We start from the raw sequence: 16,130 nt of genomic DNA on the forward strand, positions 1-16,130 counted from the left end.
TTCGCTACAGATGTTACAAAAACAGGTCAAGAATAAAAAGGTATGGGCATGCCCATACCTTTTTATTCAGCTTACTATCAATCACCTTAAATAAATTCCTGCAAAACTGCGAACAGCTTTTCCGGGTCAATCGGCTTTGCCAAATGTGCGTTCATACCCGCTGCGTGTGATTTTTCCACATCCTCGTCAAACGCATTAGCCGTCATAGCAATAATCGGGATCGTCTGCGCATCACTTTTATCAAACAGCCTGATATTACGTGCTGCTTCCAGCCCATCCATAACAGGCATCCTGATATCCATCAAAACAGCATCATAGTACCCAACAGGAGTTGAACAGAATTTTTCTAGTGCCTGCAGACCGTTGCAGGCACTTTCTATCGTCAGTCCCTTCATTTCCAGCAGACTTGCAGCAACTTCCAGATTCAGCTCATTATCTTCTACCAGTAAAATCCGTTCTCCAGCAAACTGTACTTCTCCTTTTGCTGCTTCCGGCTCATATACTGCTTCACTGAAATCATTGATCTTTTCAAACAAATCTACCAGCTCGGAACGGAACAGCGGCTTGGTGATAAAAAAGTCCACACCTGCATGCCTTGCATCTGCTTCAATCTCCTTCCATTCATATGCTGTCATAACGACTACTAATGTCTCAGCTCCAACCAGCCGTCTTATAGCTTTCGTTGTCTGAATTCCGTCCATATCCGGCATTTTCAGATCTACCAGCACAATATCATAAGGTTTCATTTCCCTGATGCCTTTTTCGATTTCCAGTACTGCCAAAGCCCCCGAAGTCACATATTCTGCCTGTACCCCCAAATCACTCATAATCAGGCTGGCATGTTCACAAGTCACAATGTCATCGTCAACTATCAGCGTTTTCAAATCCCTGAACTTTAGAAGATCAAGATTTTTACGTCGATAGCTTTCTTCCGTTAGGCCTAACTTTACATCGACGCAGAACTCACTGCCAACACCTTCGATACTGTGCACATTTATCGAACCGCCCATCAGCGTTACCAGATTCTTGCAAATAGCCAATCCCAGACCAGTACCGCCGTATTTGATAGAAATATTGGGATTTTCCTGTTCAAAAGATTCAAAAAGATGCTTTTGAAAAACCTTGCTCATGCCAATACCTGTATCGCTTACGGTAAATCTCAGCCAGGCATCCTTATCACCCCGGCTCATCTGCCTGATCGTAAACTGGATTCTGCCGCCTTCCGGAGTAAATTTTAAGGCATTAGATAAAATATTTAATAAAATCTGACGCAAACGTAATGAATCACCGATATAAAGCTCTTCTGTCATCCCTTCGATAACAGTATTAAATTTCAAGCCCTTCTCTTCTGCCTGCGGATAAAAAAGAGAGTTCAGACCGTTGATCATTTCTTCAAAATCAAATTTTTCATGTGCCAAACTCATTCGTCCGCTTTCGATACGCGACATATCTAAAATATCGTTGATCAGGCTCAGTAAAAACCTTGCCGAAATACCGATCTTCGCCAGACAATCGCTGATACGCTCTTTATTATCCAATGCAGACAATGCTATAGCTGTCATACCGATAATGGCATTCATCGGCGTACGTATCTCATGGCTCATCCGCGATAAAAATTCCGTTTTAGCATTGTTTGCAGCCTCTGCCGCACCTAAAGCAGTACGCAAAATCTGATTTTTTTCCGCCTCATTGTCCTTTTGCTCGTCAATGCAGCGAATCAGCGAAACTGTAAGAATATCATCATTAACGGGATTTTCCACCTTGATTTTATGTGCCGAGACCCAATGATACTGTCCATCATCCAAAAGCTGGCGGTGCTCCATATAAGTTTCGTGAGCACCTCGTTCATACTCTGCCAGTTGGTTCTGACAGGCAAATTTACTGGTAAACTCATCTCTATACTCAGGTGCTACTGAACCCAGCACTCCATTGACCATAGCATCATAGCTGCCGCAGTCCAGCGAATGCAGGCTCTGTCCCTCCTGATCTAAAACACTGCAGGTATTCCGTGTAAGGTTTCCGAAAATGATCATCGGATAAGCTGATGTGATAGCCGTATATAACGCGCTGCGCTCCATCAGATCCCACTGCTGGTTTTTGCGGCGCAGCTGCAGGATTTCGGTAACATCATGGAAAATTATCTGATAGATTTTTTCCCCCTGCTGATTTTGAATAACGCAGGCAGCAGACCGTACCCATCTTTCCTCGCCTGCTGCAGTTTTGATACGGTGGCTTGAATTCTTGACGATCCCTTCCTCTGCAATACTGAAAAGTTCCTCTAAAACCTTTGTTCTATCTTCCGGATGGATACAGCGAAGAATATTATCACACACATCCCTCCGCAGAAAAAACTCATGCTCATTCTCGAACCCTAAAATATTAGCCCCGGTCCTGTTGACCATCAAAGCTTTGGGTATCCTGTCAAAGCTGCATTGCAGCAGGCCGCTGGGCATAGTATCGATAATATTCTGCAGGATATTCTTCTGCTGCCTGTTCTCAACGCTTTCCTCGAAAAGCTTTTGTTTTGCTTCTATCTCACCAGAAATATCCCTGATCACACTGATACAGGCAGCATTTCCGTTCACAGCCAGAACCTTTTTCCCAACATCACTGACCCAGATATAACTGCCGTCTTTCTTTTTCATCCGATACTTAACTTCATACTCACTATCCTGATCCATCGCCCGGCTGGCAATCTGCTCCACCCGTTCTAAATCATCAGGATGGATGCCGTTCATAACCAGACCTTTGGTATCTGCTACAAATTCCTCATAAGTATAGCCAAGATAAGCAAGCATTCTTTCATTAACATAATACAAAGGAAAACCTGGCGCAACATAACCGCCTAAAATACCACCTGGTATACTGCGGTTAAGCAGACCCAGCATTTGCCTGTTAATGCTGCTTTCGACCTCGGCAACCTTTTCCATACTGAACGCTGCCGGGAAAAAATCACCTGTCTCCGGTCCCATATTTGCCTGTGAAACATGCAGCGCCGCAATTTTCCATACAGAATCACAGCAATTGCAGGCTGCCATTACACGTATGCTTATGTCACTGTCATACCCATCTTTATTTTTTTTGAGCAGCAGATCACAAAGAAATACTGCCGCCGTTTCAGACAGCATCGTATTTTGAACATTTTCATATTCAAAGAAAACCGCATATGGTGCAGCTGCAATTTCAGCCTGCAAAAATTTTACAGCCTCACTGCGATCTCTGGCACTGCAGACTGCCCCCAGACCTATCCATCTGATATCTTCACGCAGAAAGCCTGCGGCAGCTTTATAATCGCGTTCATTAAAATAAGCAGTAAAAAAGTCCTGCATCAGCTTGTTTACTTTCTGCCCGGCACTGATCATATTAAGCTCTCCCGTATTCTTATCCGTCATTTTTTTAATTATATTAAATGAATTATTAAAAAACAAGAAAAACAATTCTTAACATTAAAATATTATTTTAAAAGAAAATTCCTGACTGCAAACAGTCAGGAATCCTTTAATTACTTTTCAACCATATTATTTTATAAAAAAATGCAGCGCCAAACTCAATAACCCCGAACCAACCAGTGTTTGGATCACGCCGCAGATTTTTTTCTTGATCAGGACCAGTGAAACAAGCAAAACGATCGTGCTGACCAGATCAGGATCAGTCCAGACAGCCGGCAATTTTTCTTCGTTCCACAAAGACAGAGTTAAAAACATCACACCGGCAGAAGCTATCAATGCGACTACAGCGGGGCGCAGGCCGTTCAAAACACCCCTGATCGCTCCCATATCTCCATATTTCGCCAGCAGCTTTGCCAATGCGATCATAATAATAAGCGAAGGCGTAACAAAACCTGCCGTCGCCGCTACCGCGCCGCCAATACCTGCCACCTTTGTCCCTACGAAAGTAGCGGCATTGATACCTATTGGCCCCGGTGTCATCTGCGAAATAGCAACAACGTCCATAAATTCACTGAATGATATCCAATGATGGACATCAATGACCTGCGTCTGGATCAGCGGTATGGAAGCATAACCTCCGCCAACGCAAAAAGCGCCGACCATACAGAAACTCCAGAACAAACTTATATATATCACTTCCATACCTCCTTAGCTGTATTTTTCATCCTGCAGCCATAAATAACCGATAACGGCATCGATCAGAATAAGATACATGATATTGACCTGAAAAAAATAATTGGCGATAAAAGTGCCGAAAATAATCAAACACGGCAGCAGCAGCTTCTTTTTCAGCTCTTTCTGCAGCAGATTTATGCCTACGTCAAGTATCAGCGCTGTAGCCCCGCACTGCATACCACGCAGCAAAATCTGCACATAATAATTATGGGCAAAAGCATCATAAAAATACGAAATCACCGTCAGTGTGATCAGCGGCGGCAGCACTATAGCCAGCAAAGTAACTGCAGCGCCGGTATACCCTGCCAGACGATAACCTATAATGATAGCGGCATTGACGGCCACCACTCCAGGAGCCGACTGCGCTACTGAAACAAGATCAAGCGCTTCCTTATCACTCATCCATTTATAATGATCGACATATTTGGCTTTCAGCAGCGGGATAATGACAAAACCACCACCCACTGTAAAAGCACTGATCAGGAACGTAGATTTAAACAGTTCCCAGTAAAACTTTTTATCTATTACCACAGAATTATTCACTTCATGCCTCCATCACTAATTTGGCTGATGATATTATCATAACAAAATTTTAATCTGCCGTACAGCTTCCGAAGCCTGACTAAAATTAAAAATCCGGCATCAATACTTAATTATAAAAATAAAAGGAGCTTCAAATAAATGAAACTCCTTTTATCAGCAATATTCTGTTGCAAGCAGTCGCAATCAACCTGCTAAAAACCTTCACAGCAATTCTTTTTTTCTGGCAAGTATTTCTGCTACAGCCGCACAGGCAGGGCAATCGCAGTATTCAGCCCCAGCAAGCTTTATTTCTTCAGCATGTGCGGTAATATTCTTGGCCAGTTCGGCACCAAAATATCCGGCTCCGGCCTCAGATCCTGCAAAAGCTATCAGATTGTCGATCGGCATAATATCCGCTTCCAGTTCGGCAATATATTTTTTGGTTTCATCGGCTTCCCGTTCTGTACCGACCGCATCCAGCCAGCTCTGCGCCGCTGCCTTAGCTTCACTGCTGCAGGAAGCAGCATTCATCAATTCATGTGTCTTTTCAATAACATAATCCAATACTTCTTTTTTCATAAAACTCAACTCGCTTTCTTTTATTTACCCCTTTCAGGGCCTGGTAATCACTCGATCCAGCCGCTTGCACACCTAGCCGCAGCCTGCTTTGAATTTCCGCAACACTGCCGCAGACCTTTCATCTGCCAGCCTCCTTTCCCCACGTAAATCTCATGTTTCTCTATCATAAAAATATTGTTATCCATTGTTTATCAGCTGCTAAAATTAGTTCGAGCTCTAACTATTTTTCTAAAAAATTTTACCCCAGATTATCCAGAATTTTTTGCAAAGATATTTCCAGCTTTTTCATTTCTTCCTGTTCCATATTTTGAAAAACTTTTTGAACTAAATCAGCAGAAACTTTTTCGAAAAGCTTTTGCAATGCTTTTCCCTGCTCAGTCAGCTCCACATAAATGACCCGGGAATCCTCCGCTGCCTGAAATTTCTTCACCAGTCCCAGCTCTGCCAGCTTATTTACGAGCACCGTCACCGTTGGTTTCGTCCGATGGATAGAGTCTGAAATCTCTTTCATCGTCACTCGCTCCCTTTGATACAGACACGCTAAAATATCTCCATGTGAGGGAGCCAGTTTGGTAATACCATGCTGCGCCAGATCTACCAGAATGAATTTATTGGCCTTTTCTCTTATTTTACTGATCAAAAAAATCGTTTTTGTCTGCTTCATCATATCTCAATTATAATTAGACATCTAACTATTGTCAAATATTTTTTATTCTTGCTGATGTCTGCCGCTGCAAAAAAATAAACGGTCCTTCAAATAAATGAAGAACCGCATAATCATCTGGCGGAGAGGGTGGGATTCGAACCCACGGTACGTTGCCGTACATTTGATTTCGAGTCAAACACCTTCGACCACTCGGACACCTCTCCGCGTAAACCAGCCTTATCTATTATATCATAAATCCGTATTTTGCAAAGAGTTTTTCTTAATTTTCCGCACTGTCAGCAGCTATTCCAGCCTTTGCCAGCCTGTTTTCCGCACGTCTGCGTCTAAAAAAATCCTTCATTACCTGTGCACATTCGGCTTCACAGATGCCGCTGACGACCTGTGCCGTATGATTAAGATTGGGATTACTGATGATATTAAAGATCGACTCTGCCCCTCCGGCTTTAGCATCAGGACAGCCGTAAACAACCTTGTCGATACGACTGTTGACGATAGCGCCCGAACACATTGGACAGGGCTCGACTGTAACATAAAGCACGGCCCCCTCTAAACGCCAGCGGCCCAGCTTTTTACACGCCTCCCTGATCACGATGACCTCGGCATGCGCCGTCGCATCGTTCCAGGTTTCGCGCATATTATGCGCCTTCGCTACAACTTCACCTTCAACCACAAGTACGGCGCCGATCGGTATCTCGCCGATCACGTCAGCCGCCCGGGCTTCCTGCAGCGCCAACTGCATATATTCTTCGTCCGTCATTGCATTTAACATCTTCTGCTTACTCCTGTAACGCTTCTGCCGCTGTCATCAGTTCTTCCCAACGCAGCATCAGCTTCTCGATTTCCGCTTGCAGGGCAGCATGCTCCGCCGCCAAAGCAGCGCTGGCTTCCGGGTCTGTATGGCTGGCAGGATCGGCCATTCGTCCTTCCAACACCCCCAGCAAAGCCTCCTGTTCACGAATACTCAATTCAACTTTTGCCAGCAGCTTTTCTGCTTCCTGCGGGCTGTAGGCACGCTTATGCCTGCCGGAACTTTTTACAGTACTGCTTATCGGCTCAGGCGCAGCCTTCCTCTGCACAGGGGCGCTGCTCGGCACGGCAGCCTGCAGCAGCCGTCTTTTAGCCTTTTCTTCTAAATAAAAATCATAATTGCCTTTATAATCACAGACCCGGTGATCTTCCAGTTCCCAGATCCTGTCAGCGATCTCGTTGATAAAATAACGGTCATGGCTGACCACCAGCACCGTCCCGTCAAAAGCAGTCAAAGCAGCTTCCACAGTCTCCCGCGCCATAATATCAAGATGGTTGGTCGGCTCGTCCAGCACCAGGCAGTTTGCCCCGTCCAGCACCAGCTTCAGCAATACCAGACGTGCCTTCTGGCCGCCTGACAAAGTGCCGATCTCTTTAAAAACGTCGTCGCCGTGAAACAGCATCCCGCCAAGCAGTGAACGCGTACGTTCCTCAGTAAAGCCATATTCCACCAAAAAATTATCCAGCAGCGTCTGTTTGGGAGCAAGCCTTTCATAGCTCTGCGAAAAATACCCCACCTTCACACGATTGCCGATCTGCGCTGTTCCCTTCAGCGGCGGCAGCTCGCCTAAAACAGTTTTCAGCAATGTCGTTTTACCGGTGCCGTTAGGGCCCAGCAAGCCAACCTTTTCACCCTTACGCAGCACCAAATCTATATCATGCAGCAGTACATTATCGCCATAACCAACAGAAAGGTTATCCAAAATCAGCACCCGTTCAGCAGACTCCGGCGCAGGCGGCAGGCGCAGGGCAAATTCCTCATGCTGCACAGGCGCGTCCATCCGCTCCAGACGATCCAGCTGAGATTGGCGTCCACGCGCCATCTTACTTTTGATGCCCGCTTTAAAACGACGGATATAGGCTTCCGTCCGTGCGATATAATCCTGCTGCGAAGCATAAGCAGCTTCCAGTGTTGCAGTCTGGAGCTCTTTCTGCACCAGATATTTGCTGTAATTGCCTTTGAAGGAAGTCAGATGCCCGCCTTCCATTTCCAGTATCCGTGTAGCGATATTATCAAGAAACGCACGGTCATGACTGACTACCAATAGCCCGCCCTTAAATTCCTGCAGATACTTCTCCAGCCACTCAGTCATAGCAATATCCAGATGATTTGTAGGCTCATCCAAAATCAGAAAATCAGGCTGCCGCACCAGGGCCGCCGCCAGCATCATCCTGGTTTTCTGTCCGCCGGAAAAGTGCTCCGCCGTCTTATCCCAGACCGCTTCTTCAAAACCCAGTCCAATCAAGACTCTTTTAATAAACGCTTCATAATTATATCCGTCGACATGTTCGTAACGTTTGGTCACACGGGCGTATTCCTCTAAAACCCCGTCCAGCTCCGCACCCGGTTCCAGCTGGGCAGAACGTGCTTCCAAAGCCGCCAGTTCTTCACGCATCGTCACTATCTCCGGGCAGGAGCGCAGCATAAACTGCCACAAACTGCCGGTGCCGATATTCTGAAACCCCTGCTCCACATAACCGATCTTCAAGCCGGGTTCAAAACGCACCACGCCGCCGTCAACCGTTTCCGGAGCTAAAAGACAGCGCAGCAGCGTTGTTTTGCCGCTGCCATTTACGCCTACCAGCCCAATTTTTTCACCTTTATCGATCATAAAGCTGATATCCTTAAATATTTCATTAATGCCAAAACTCCTGGCAATTTTATCTACAACAAGCTGCATTTTTTCGTCCTCTGTTTTCTTCTTCCTGAACTCTTATTTTAACAAAAAAACGGCTTGAAAGCAAAAAGACCGGCTGCCCAGGCAAACCGGTCTTACATTTTCAGCCTTCATAGCCCTGCGGGTGTCCCTTATGCCATTTCCAGGCCGTACTGATAACTTCATTGACAGTACTGCACTTAGGCACCCAGCCCAGCTCGTCCCTGATCTTCTCCGAAGAAGCGATCAGCACAGCCGGATCGCCGCTGCGGCGGCTTTCTTCCACCACAGTAAAGTCTATCCCCGTAATCTTTTTAGCAGCATCAATGATCTCGCGCACGCTGAAACCATTTTCACTGCCCAGATTATACACGCGGCTCGCTCCTCCAGCCAGCAGATGCTTGAGTGCCAGAACATGTGCCGTTGCCAGGTCGCAGACATGAACATAATCACGCACACAGGTACCGTCTGCAGTAGCATAATCAGTACCATAGATGGCAACCTGCCTGCGTACGCCCTGCGCAGTTTTTAAAACCAGCGGGATCAAATGCGATTCAGGATCATGGTCTTCGCCGATATCACGGCTCGGCGAAGCTCCTGCGGCGTTAAAATAACGCAGCGCCACATAACGCATCTCATAAGCCATATCATAATCAGCCAGCATTTTTTCGATCATCAGCTTCGTGCGGCCGTAAACATTAGTCGGGTTCAGACAGCTGTCCTCTTTAATGGGAACTCTCTCAGGCTCTCCGTATACTGCCGCCGTCGACGAAAAAACGATATAATCTACGCCGGCGCCTTTCATTGCTTCTAAAAGATGCAGCGACCCCTCCACATTATTAAAATAATACTTGGAAGGATTTTCCATCGATTCGCCGACCAGACTGCTGGCAGCAAAATGAATGACCGCGTCGATCTCAAACTGGGCCATGATATGCTTCAAAAAAGCAACATCATGGATATCGCCCTCCACCAGCTGCACCTCTTCAGGCACTGCCGCCGCATGGCCTGTGGAAAGATTATCGTAAACGATCGGTGTGAAACCGTTTTTCTGCAATTCTTCAACTACATGTGAACCAATATAACCGGCACCGCCGGTAACCAGAACATTCATCATTCAATCTCCTTAGTTCTTACTGACAATAGTCTGTAAATATGCTAAAAACTTATCCTTCAGATCAGGACGCTTCAGCGCCATTTCCACCGTCGCCTCCAAAAAGCCCTGTTTATCGCCGACATCATAACGACGTCCTTCAAAATTATAAGCATACATCTTCTGCAGTTTAGCCAGCTCCTTCAATGCGTCCGTCAGCTGGATCTCATTACCGCGTCCCGGCTTGGTAGCCTCCAGGATCGGGAACACCTCGGGATTGATGATATAACGCCCCAAAACAGCCAGCCGCGAAGGCGCTTCCTCAACGCCCGGTTTCTCGACCATATCGCTGACCGTAAAGGTGCGCGGTTCGGCCGTAGGCTCGGACGCTACGATACCATAAAACGATACCTTTTCCTGCGGCACCTCCTGTACACCCAAAACACTGGCCCCGGTTTTATCATAAACATCCATCAGCTGTTTCAGTGCCGGTACTTCACCGTCTACTACATCGTCGCCCAAAAGCACCGCAAAAGGCTCATCGCCGATAAACTGCTTCGCGCATAAAATAGCATGCCCCAATCCGCGCGGCTCTTTCTGGCGGATATAGTGGATCCGGATATCAGAGATCTTTTTGACCATCTCCAGCTCCTGCGCTTTACCGCCGGCCGCAAGGTTCAATTCCAGTTCGATACTGCGGTCAAAATGATCCTCGATAGCACGTTTGCTGCGCCCGGTAATGATCAGAATATCTTCTATTCCCGAAGCAAGCGCTTCTTCAATAATATACTGGATCGTCGGCTTATCAACGATCGGCAGCATCTCCTTCGGTGTAGCTTTAGTAGCAGGCAGAAAACGCGTGCCTAATCCGGCCGCCGGAATAACAGCCTTGCGTACTTGTTTGATTGCAGTCATCTGTATCACTCTTTCTCCACTTGAACAGGAAATAAATTTTTAGATAAACACTTACCTTGATTGCCGCCGGCACCGATCAGACACGGGCTCTGTCAGGCTTCTTCGCCGCCGATCAGTTCCAGCAGTTCCGCTGTTTTTTCAGCCAGCAGCTTTTTATCGCCTCTGGTCTCAACATTCAGACGCATCACCGGCTCTGTATTGGAAACACGCACATTGAAACGCCATTCGGAATAATCAATGCTCAGCCCGTCCAGCTTATCGACCTGACCGCCGGGCGCATATTCAGCCTCGATCGCCGCCAGTACGGCCGCTGAATCTTCAACCTTACGGTTGATCTCGCCGCTGCAGGGAAATTTTTCCATCCGTGCTTCGACCAGCTCCGACAAAGTTTTACCGCTGGTGCATAACAGCTCCGCCACCAACAGCCAGGGTATCATGCCGCTGTCACAGTAGGAAAAATCTTTAAAATAATGATGTGCCGACATTTCGCCGCCGTACAGCACCTCATTGGCACGCATACATTCCTTCATAAAGGCATGCCCGCTCTTGCAGCGCACAGCAACACCGCCGGCCGCATCCACAACCTCCTGCGTGTTCCATGTCAGACGCGGGTCATACATGATCTTGGCGCCCGGCTGCTTGCGCAGAAATACCTCTGCCAGCAAACCGACTATATAATAGCCTTCAATAAATTCGGCTTTTTCATCAAACAAAAAGCAGCGGTCAAAATCGCCGTCCCAGGCCACGCCCAGATCAGCCTGATATTCGCGCACCAGTTTTGCCGTAGCCTCGCGATTTGGTACCAAAAGCGGATTAGGCACCCCGTTCGGGAAAGTCCCGTCAGGTATTTCATTGATCTTGATAAATTCAAAAGGCAGATATTTGGCCAGCTCGTTCAAGACTGGGCCGGCGCCGCCGTTCCCAGGGTTAGCCACTATCTTCAGCGGTTTCAGCGACTTGATGTCTATATATCCCAGCAAATGCTCGATATATTCCGGCATGATATCATAACGTCTTACAGCACCCTCCGTCTTGCCCGGCACCTTGACATGAGGAAAATCCTTACTGTCAACCACCATATCAGCGATCTCCATCAGTCCCGTATCGGCCGAGATCGGTCTGGCTCCTCGGCGCACGAGCTTCATCCCGTTATACTCTGCCGGATTGTGACTGGCCGTTACCATAATCCCCCCGTCAGCGTCCAGATGTGCCGTCGCGAAATAAATCATCTCCGTACCGCACTGCCCGATATCAATCACATCACTGCCGCCGTGCCGCAGCCCTTCCGTCAAAGCATCGACCAGCTCGCGCCCGCTCAAGCGTATATCATGCCCGACCACAACTTTTTCAGCTGCAAACATCGCCGCAAAAACGCGCCCTACCCGATAAGCCATCTCCGCATTGACCTCTGTCGGCACAACGCCGCGCACATCATATGCTTTAAACGCTTTCTTAGTTAATTCCATATTTCTCCGCTCCCCTATATCTTTCTGCAATTATCTGAAAACATGATAATTATTACTTTCTACCTCCACAAAAAAACTCCTGCTTAAAAAGTTATTTTTAAGCAGGAGTGCGTTACATCGCATAATTATTTTCCCTTAAAATATCCTCGGCAAATTCACCCAGATACCAGCGCGCCACTGAAAAAAACGGCTGATAATTGCCATCTTCATCCGGCAGCAGGATACTTTCCGCCAGCAGCGGCAAAAACTCCTCCAGCACCGCTCCGCCAGCCAAAGCACTGTTTATCTCGTCCTCCAGTATCCTGATCAGCGCCAGTCTCATCCGCTGCAGCCGCGGCGCGTTCAGATTCAGCTCGCGGATCGTATTGCGCGCCTTGGCCTGCAGTTTTTTCGGACAGGAACTTTCGTCAACGATCATCTTACCGGTATGCTCCTGATAACGAAACAGCCTGACTGACGCCGGTATCTTCAGCGGGTTCAGTATCCGCTCGGAAATCGGTTTCCCGCCCTTTGGTACATCACAGCTCCGGTCATTCTTCCTGCTGGAATAACGCCATTCAGGGTCCGACACATAGGGCTGGCTGCCGCCATGGCAAACACCAAGCAGATTATGCCAGTCCAGGTGATAATTGTGTTTTTCAAGCTGTGTAGCTACTTTGGGGAAGAAATGCTCCACCCTGAAATCATCAACATTGTCCTCAAACTCAGCCAGCTTGATACTGATCTCACAATACGCGCATAAACCGTGTTGATCCTGCAGAAGCTGCTGCTTTACTTCGCGGTAGCCCCTGCGGTTGCGCCGGCGGAAATGCTCCCAGGTTTCGTCCGGAAACGCCTTCACATAACTGCGCAGGCGCTCGGGTGTAGCCGGAGATTTGTACACCCGTTTCATTTTTTCTTCCTCCTGAAAGACTTCATCCTGATTTCCGTATCAGCACGGACCAAAGCCGGTTCACACCCTTTAGACCATTCGTCCAGACGTTTGCGCAGCTCCCTGGCCTCGTCCGTATCCCATTTATCCTCGCTCACAAGCATCAGATACCTGTACAGATCCTTCACGATCGGCAATGCCTGCGGGCGCGTGTCGACATTCTGAATATCCTTGAGCAGCTGAAAGCTTTCAGCGCCTAAAGAAAAGGCAGGTTTATCGATATTGATCAGATTATTGTCCCAGCGCAGGATACGGATAGCCTCAGCAGGGACCGTGCTCAGAACCTGCGGACTGTGAGTCGTCACAATAAACTGTACGTTGGGAAACGCCTTCCGCACATCATACACTACCGCCTGCTGCCAGGAAGGATGCAAATGCATATCGACTTCGTCGATCAGTACGATGCCCGGCGTTTCAAGAGCCGCCATGGCTCCAAGGTCAGGATTCAGCCGCACCATCCGGTACGCAAGATCTGCCGCCATACTGATCACGCTGCGGGTACCGTCACTCAAAGCCTCCAGCGGCAATACACCCATCGTTTCATGCATAATGATCAGATTTTGAAAAGCAAAGCTGTAATCTATATCCGTCCAGCCCATACTGCCGATACAGGTAATGATCGCCTGACGCACAGCCTTCAGCACTTCCGTATACGGATTCTTTTCATCCTTTTTACCGCTCTCGGCCAGATAACGGTCAAATTCCATCGCGCTCATCGCCGCATATTTGAACCACTGCCCAAAAGTATTATATGATGACGAAGGCTCCATACAATCGACGTAGCCGCTGCCGCGCTCCAGACTGATATCCTTGCGCAGCTCGAACAGCTTATTATCCTTCCACATCCTGCTGGTACCATAATAAGCCATGACCGGCAAAATTATTTTACTGTCGTTGACCTCCCGCAGCGCCTTGACCATATGCCGCCCATACTCGCTCAAAGCCTTCGCATTCAGGATCGTCGTCCGCCCCCCGGCCGCCTTCAATTCTCTTTTCCATGTGATCTTTTCGCCGTCAACAACGCCTTCTGCCCCGATCACAACGGGATACTGGCTTTTCATCCGCAGCACATGCTCCAAAGTCCTGCCTACAGTATCTTTGGTCTGGCGTACGTCCGTATCACTGATCTGGTTGGCCTTAACACCGTCAAAGCACGCCAGATAAGGACCTAAAGCTACAGCGACCGCATCTAAAATAGCTGTTTTGCCCTTACCGTTTTCAGCTACGATAACAGTCAGTTCTTTGTTGAAATCTATCTCAAAATTATCATAACAGCGGTAATTCTGCAAACATAAGCGACTGATATACATAGTACACCTCCAGAAGTATATTTTCTTTTATTATACCTTTTTTCAGCCGAATATGGAAATTTCTCTGCATTCTTTGTATAATAGATATATTATTTGAGAGTGAGAAGGTTTTAAAATGAATATTTTTCTCGTGATCGCTTTAGCAATGCTGCTGATCATCATCCTGCTGCGCCGCCACATCCCCATCGGTCCGGCGATCCTGGCAGGCGGCCTGCTGATCTGGGCTTTAGTAGCCCCTCAGTTCCATTATCTGGTCAGCGCCTTCACCACCACGCTTACCATGCAGCGCACCTACGACCTGATCCTGGCGCTCTATTTTGTCATGTGCCTGGAAATCGAGCTGCGTACCAGCGGCGCTTTAGACGGAATGATCCGCGCCCTGCAGCGCTTATTTGCCAGCGAAAAATTTACACTGGCCATTATGCCAGCTTTTCTCGGCCTGCTGCCTTCGCTGGGCGGCGCACGTTTTTCTGCGCCCATCGTCGAAGCGGCCAGCCGCAATACAGACCTGACCAAAGAACATAAAGCCGCCATCAATTTCTGGTTCCGGCATATCTTTGAATTTTCCAGTCCCATCATCCCCGGCATGATCATGGCCTGCAGCATCGCCGGCGTTGCCTTCAGCGACTTTATCGCCCACCTGTGCTGGCTGACCCTGCTGGCATTTGCCCTGGGTTGGCTGGTGCTCATCCGGCCGCTGGATATGCCCGCTAACAGCAATGTAGATGTCGATCCGGCCGAACGCCGTCAGGACATTATGAACCTGGTACTGTCGCTTTCCCCGGTCGTAATCAACTTCCTGCTGGTAGTTTTCTGCGACCTTAACGCCTCCACCGCTATGGCTCTGGTCACCTTCGCCATGATCCCGGTCCTGCGTATGACAAGCCGCGTCCTGAACATCAAAGAAGTTTTTACCGGCGCCTGCGACTGGAAAATGCTGATGAACGTTTTGTGCATCCTCTATTTTATCCAGATCCTGACCGATACCAACGTTCTGCATACCATCGTGGAAGATTTTAAAGCCTCACCGCTGCCCGTACCTGTCATTATCGCAGCTATCTCCTTTATTATCGGCATCCTGACAGGTCTGTCACAGGGTCATGTAGCGATCGTTATGCCCATCGTAGCAGCCCTGTCGCCCGGCGACCTGAACCTGGCAGGCGTGGCCATGGCCTTCGGCGTAGCCGGACAAATGCTGACGCCGACCCATATGTGTTTTATCGTCACCCTGGATTATTTTAAAGCCGACTTCTTCAAGACCCTCAAACCGATGTTTATTTTAGAAGTCATGCTGCTGACAGTATTCAGCATCTATACCTGGTTCACCTGGTAACAGACCTTATCTATATAAAAAGGCCGGACTTAACAGTCCGGCCTTTTTTATTGGGTTTTATTGATTTTTATTTCTGGGCCGCCTTTACTTCCAGCGGTACAAAAACGAATTCGCTCAGCTTACCGTTTTTATCGAAACCATATACCGCGCGCACAGCCTGCTGCCTGCTGTAGCCTACAAGATACGTCAGGCGGTCGCCCTGGTCGAACCGCTCATAAACCGCAAAACGCACCGATTTCTGAATACCAAACTGTTCCTTCAGCTGCTTTTGCAAAGCGGCAAAATTAGCCGCCGTCATCTTCTCTGCCAGCTCCGGCACCATATCTACCTGCAGCTGCGTTACAGCCGCAGCATCGCCGCTGAGTACTGCCATAAACTTATCGGCCACCTTCTGCTGCCTGTTCAAGTCACTGCCATCTCCTGCCGCATAACACATACCACTCACCACCATCATCAAAGTTAATATCAATAAGATTACTGTCTTTTTCATTACCATCCAACCCCCA

14 protein-coding genes and 1 tRNA gene are annotated in these 16,130 nt (G+C 47.9%); 1 reads left to right on the forward strand and 14 read right to left on the reverse strand.

Going from position 1 to position 16,130, the window contains the following annotated elements:
* Positions 1–86 precede the first annotated feature (86 nt).
* The 13 genes from PFJ30894_RS11525 to PFJ30894_RS11585 form a co-directional block, all read right to left on the reverse strand.
* Positions 87–3,362, reverse strand: a complete 3,276-nt coding sequence (locus PFJ30894_RS11525) for a response regulator (protein ID WP_167457075.1) — start codon at positions 3,360–3,362, stop codon at positions 87–89.
* A gap of 156 nt (positions 3,363–3,518) precedes the next feature.
* Positions 3,519–4,085 carry a chromate transporter gene (locus PFJ30894_RS11530; protein ID WP_125669875.1) on the reverse strand — a complete coding sequence of 189 codons (567 nt, stop codon included), beginning with the start codon at positions 4,083–4,085 and terminating at the stop codon, positions 3,519–3,521.
* A 12-nt stretch (positions 4,086–4,097) separates the two neighbouring features.
* Positions 4,098–4,667, reverse strand: coding sequence for a chromate transporter (locus PFJ30894_RS11535; RefSeq protein WP_197714948.1), 570 nt, complete (start codon positions 4,665–4,667; stop codon positions 4,098–4,100).
* A 201-nt stretch (positions 4,668–4,868) separates the two neighbouring features.
* A complete protein-coding gene (locus PFJ30894_RS11540) occupies positions 4,869–5,225 on the reverse strand; it encodes a molecular chaperone Hsp90 (protein WP_125669876.1) in 357 nt (118 codons plus the stop codon).
* A gap of 238 nt (positions 5,226–5,463) precedes the next feature.
* Positions 5,464–5,892 carry a MarR family winged helix-turn-helix transcriptional regulator gene (locus tag PFJ30894_RS11545; protein WP_125669877.1) on the reverse strand — a complete coding sequence of 143 codons (429 nt, stop codon included), beginning with the start codon at positions 5,890–5,892 and terminating at the stop codon, positions 5,464–5,466.
* Between the two features lie 115 nt (positions 5,893–6,007).
* Positions 6,008–6,095: transfer RNA gene (locus PFJ30894_RS11550), tRNA-Ser, on the reverse strand.
* 56 nt (positions 6,096–6,151) lie between these two features.
* The gene (gene tadA, locus PFJ30894_RS11555; protein ID WP_227203053.1) at positions 6,152–6,661 is read right to left on the reverse strand and encodes a tRNA adenosine(34) deaminase TadA; all 510 of its coding nucleotides are present in this window, start codon (positions 6,659–6,661) and stop codon (positions 6,152–6,154) included.
* A gap of 7 nt (positions 6,662–6,668) precedes the next feature.
* Positions 6,669–8,600: an ABC-F family ATP-binding cassette domain-containing protein gene (locus PFJ30894_RS11560; protein ID WP_113078196.1), complete on the reverse strand. Its 1,932-nt coding sequence runs from the start codon at positions 8,598–8,600 to the stop codon at positions 6,669–6,671.
* 100 nt (positions 8,601–8,700) lie between these two features.
* Positions 8,701–9,690 (reverse strand): UDP-glucose 4-epimerase GalE, encoded by a 990-nt coding sequence (gene galE, locus PFJ30894_RS11565; protein ID WP_125669987.1) that lies wholly within the window; start codon positions 9,688–9,690, stop codon positions 8,701–8,703.
* Between the two features lie 12 nt (positions 9,691–9,702).
* Positions 9,703–10,584: a UTP--glucose-1-phosphate uridylyltransferase GalU gene (gene galU, locus PFJ30894_RS11570; protein WP_125669878.1), complete on the reverse strand. Its 882-nt coding sequence runs from the start codon at positions 10,582–10,584 to the stop codon at positions 9,703–9,705.
* Between the two features lie 92 nt (positions 10,585–10,676).
* Entirely contained in the window at positions 10,677–12,050 is a 1,374-nt protein-coding gene (locus tag PFJ30894_RS11575; RefSeq protein WP_125669879.1) for a phosphohexomutase domain-containing protein, read from the reverse strand.
* A 112-nt stretch (positions 12,051–12,162) separates the two neighbouring features.
* Positions 12,163–12,942: a retron system putative HNH endonuclease gene (locus tag PFJ30894_RS11580; protein ID WP_125669880.1), complete on the reverse strand. Its 780-nt coding sequence runs from the start codon at positions 12,940–12,942 to the stop codon at positions 12,163–12,165.
* On the reverse strand, positions 12,939–14,291 hold the full coding sequence (locus PFJ30894_RS11585; RefSeq protein WP_021718994.1) for an AAA family ATPase: 1,353 nt from the start codon (positions 14,289–14,291) through the stop codon (positions 12,939–12,941). The genes PFJ30894_RS11580 and PFJ30894_RS11585 overlap by 4 nt, the downstream gene beginning before the upstream one ends.
* Positions 14,292–14,406: 115 nt before the next feature.
* Between PFJ30894_RS11585 and PFJ30894_RS11590 the strand changes: the two genes are divergently transcribed.
* Positions 14,407–15,624, forward strand: coding sequence for a DUF401 family protein (locus PFJ30894_RS11590; RefSeq protein ID WP_125669881.1), 1,218 nt, complete (start codon positions 14,407–14,409; stop codon positions 15,622–15,624).
* A gap of 67 nt (positions 15,625–15,691) precedes the next feature.
* Here the strand turns inward: PFJ30894_RS11590 and PFJ30894_RS11595 are convergent, their stop codons facing one another.
* Positions 15,692–16,114: a DUF3887 domain-containing protein gene (locus PFJ30894_RS11595; RefSeq protein WP_125669882.1), complete on the reverse strand. Its 423-nt coding sequence runs from the start codon at positions 16,112–16,114 to the stop codon at positions 15,692–15,694.
* Positions 16,115–16,130: the final 16 nt, after the last annotated feature.

The organism is Phascolarctobacterium faecium (assembly GCF_003945365.1).
GTDB classification, from domain to species: domain Bacteria; phylum Bacillota; class Negativicutes; order Acidaminococcales; family Acidaminococcaceae; genus Phascolarctobacterium; species Phascolarctobacterium faecium.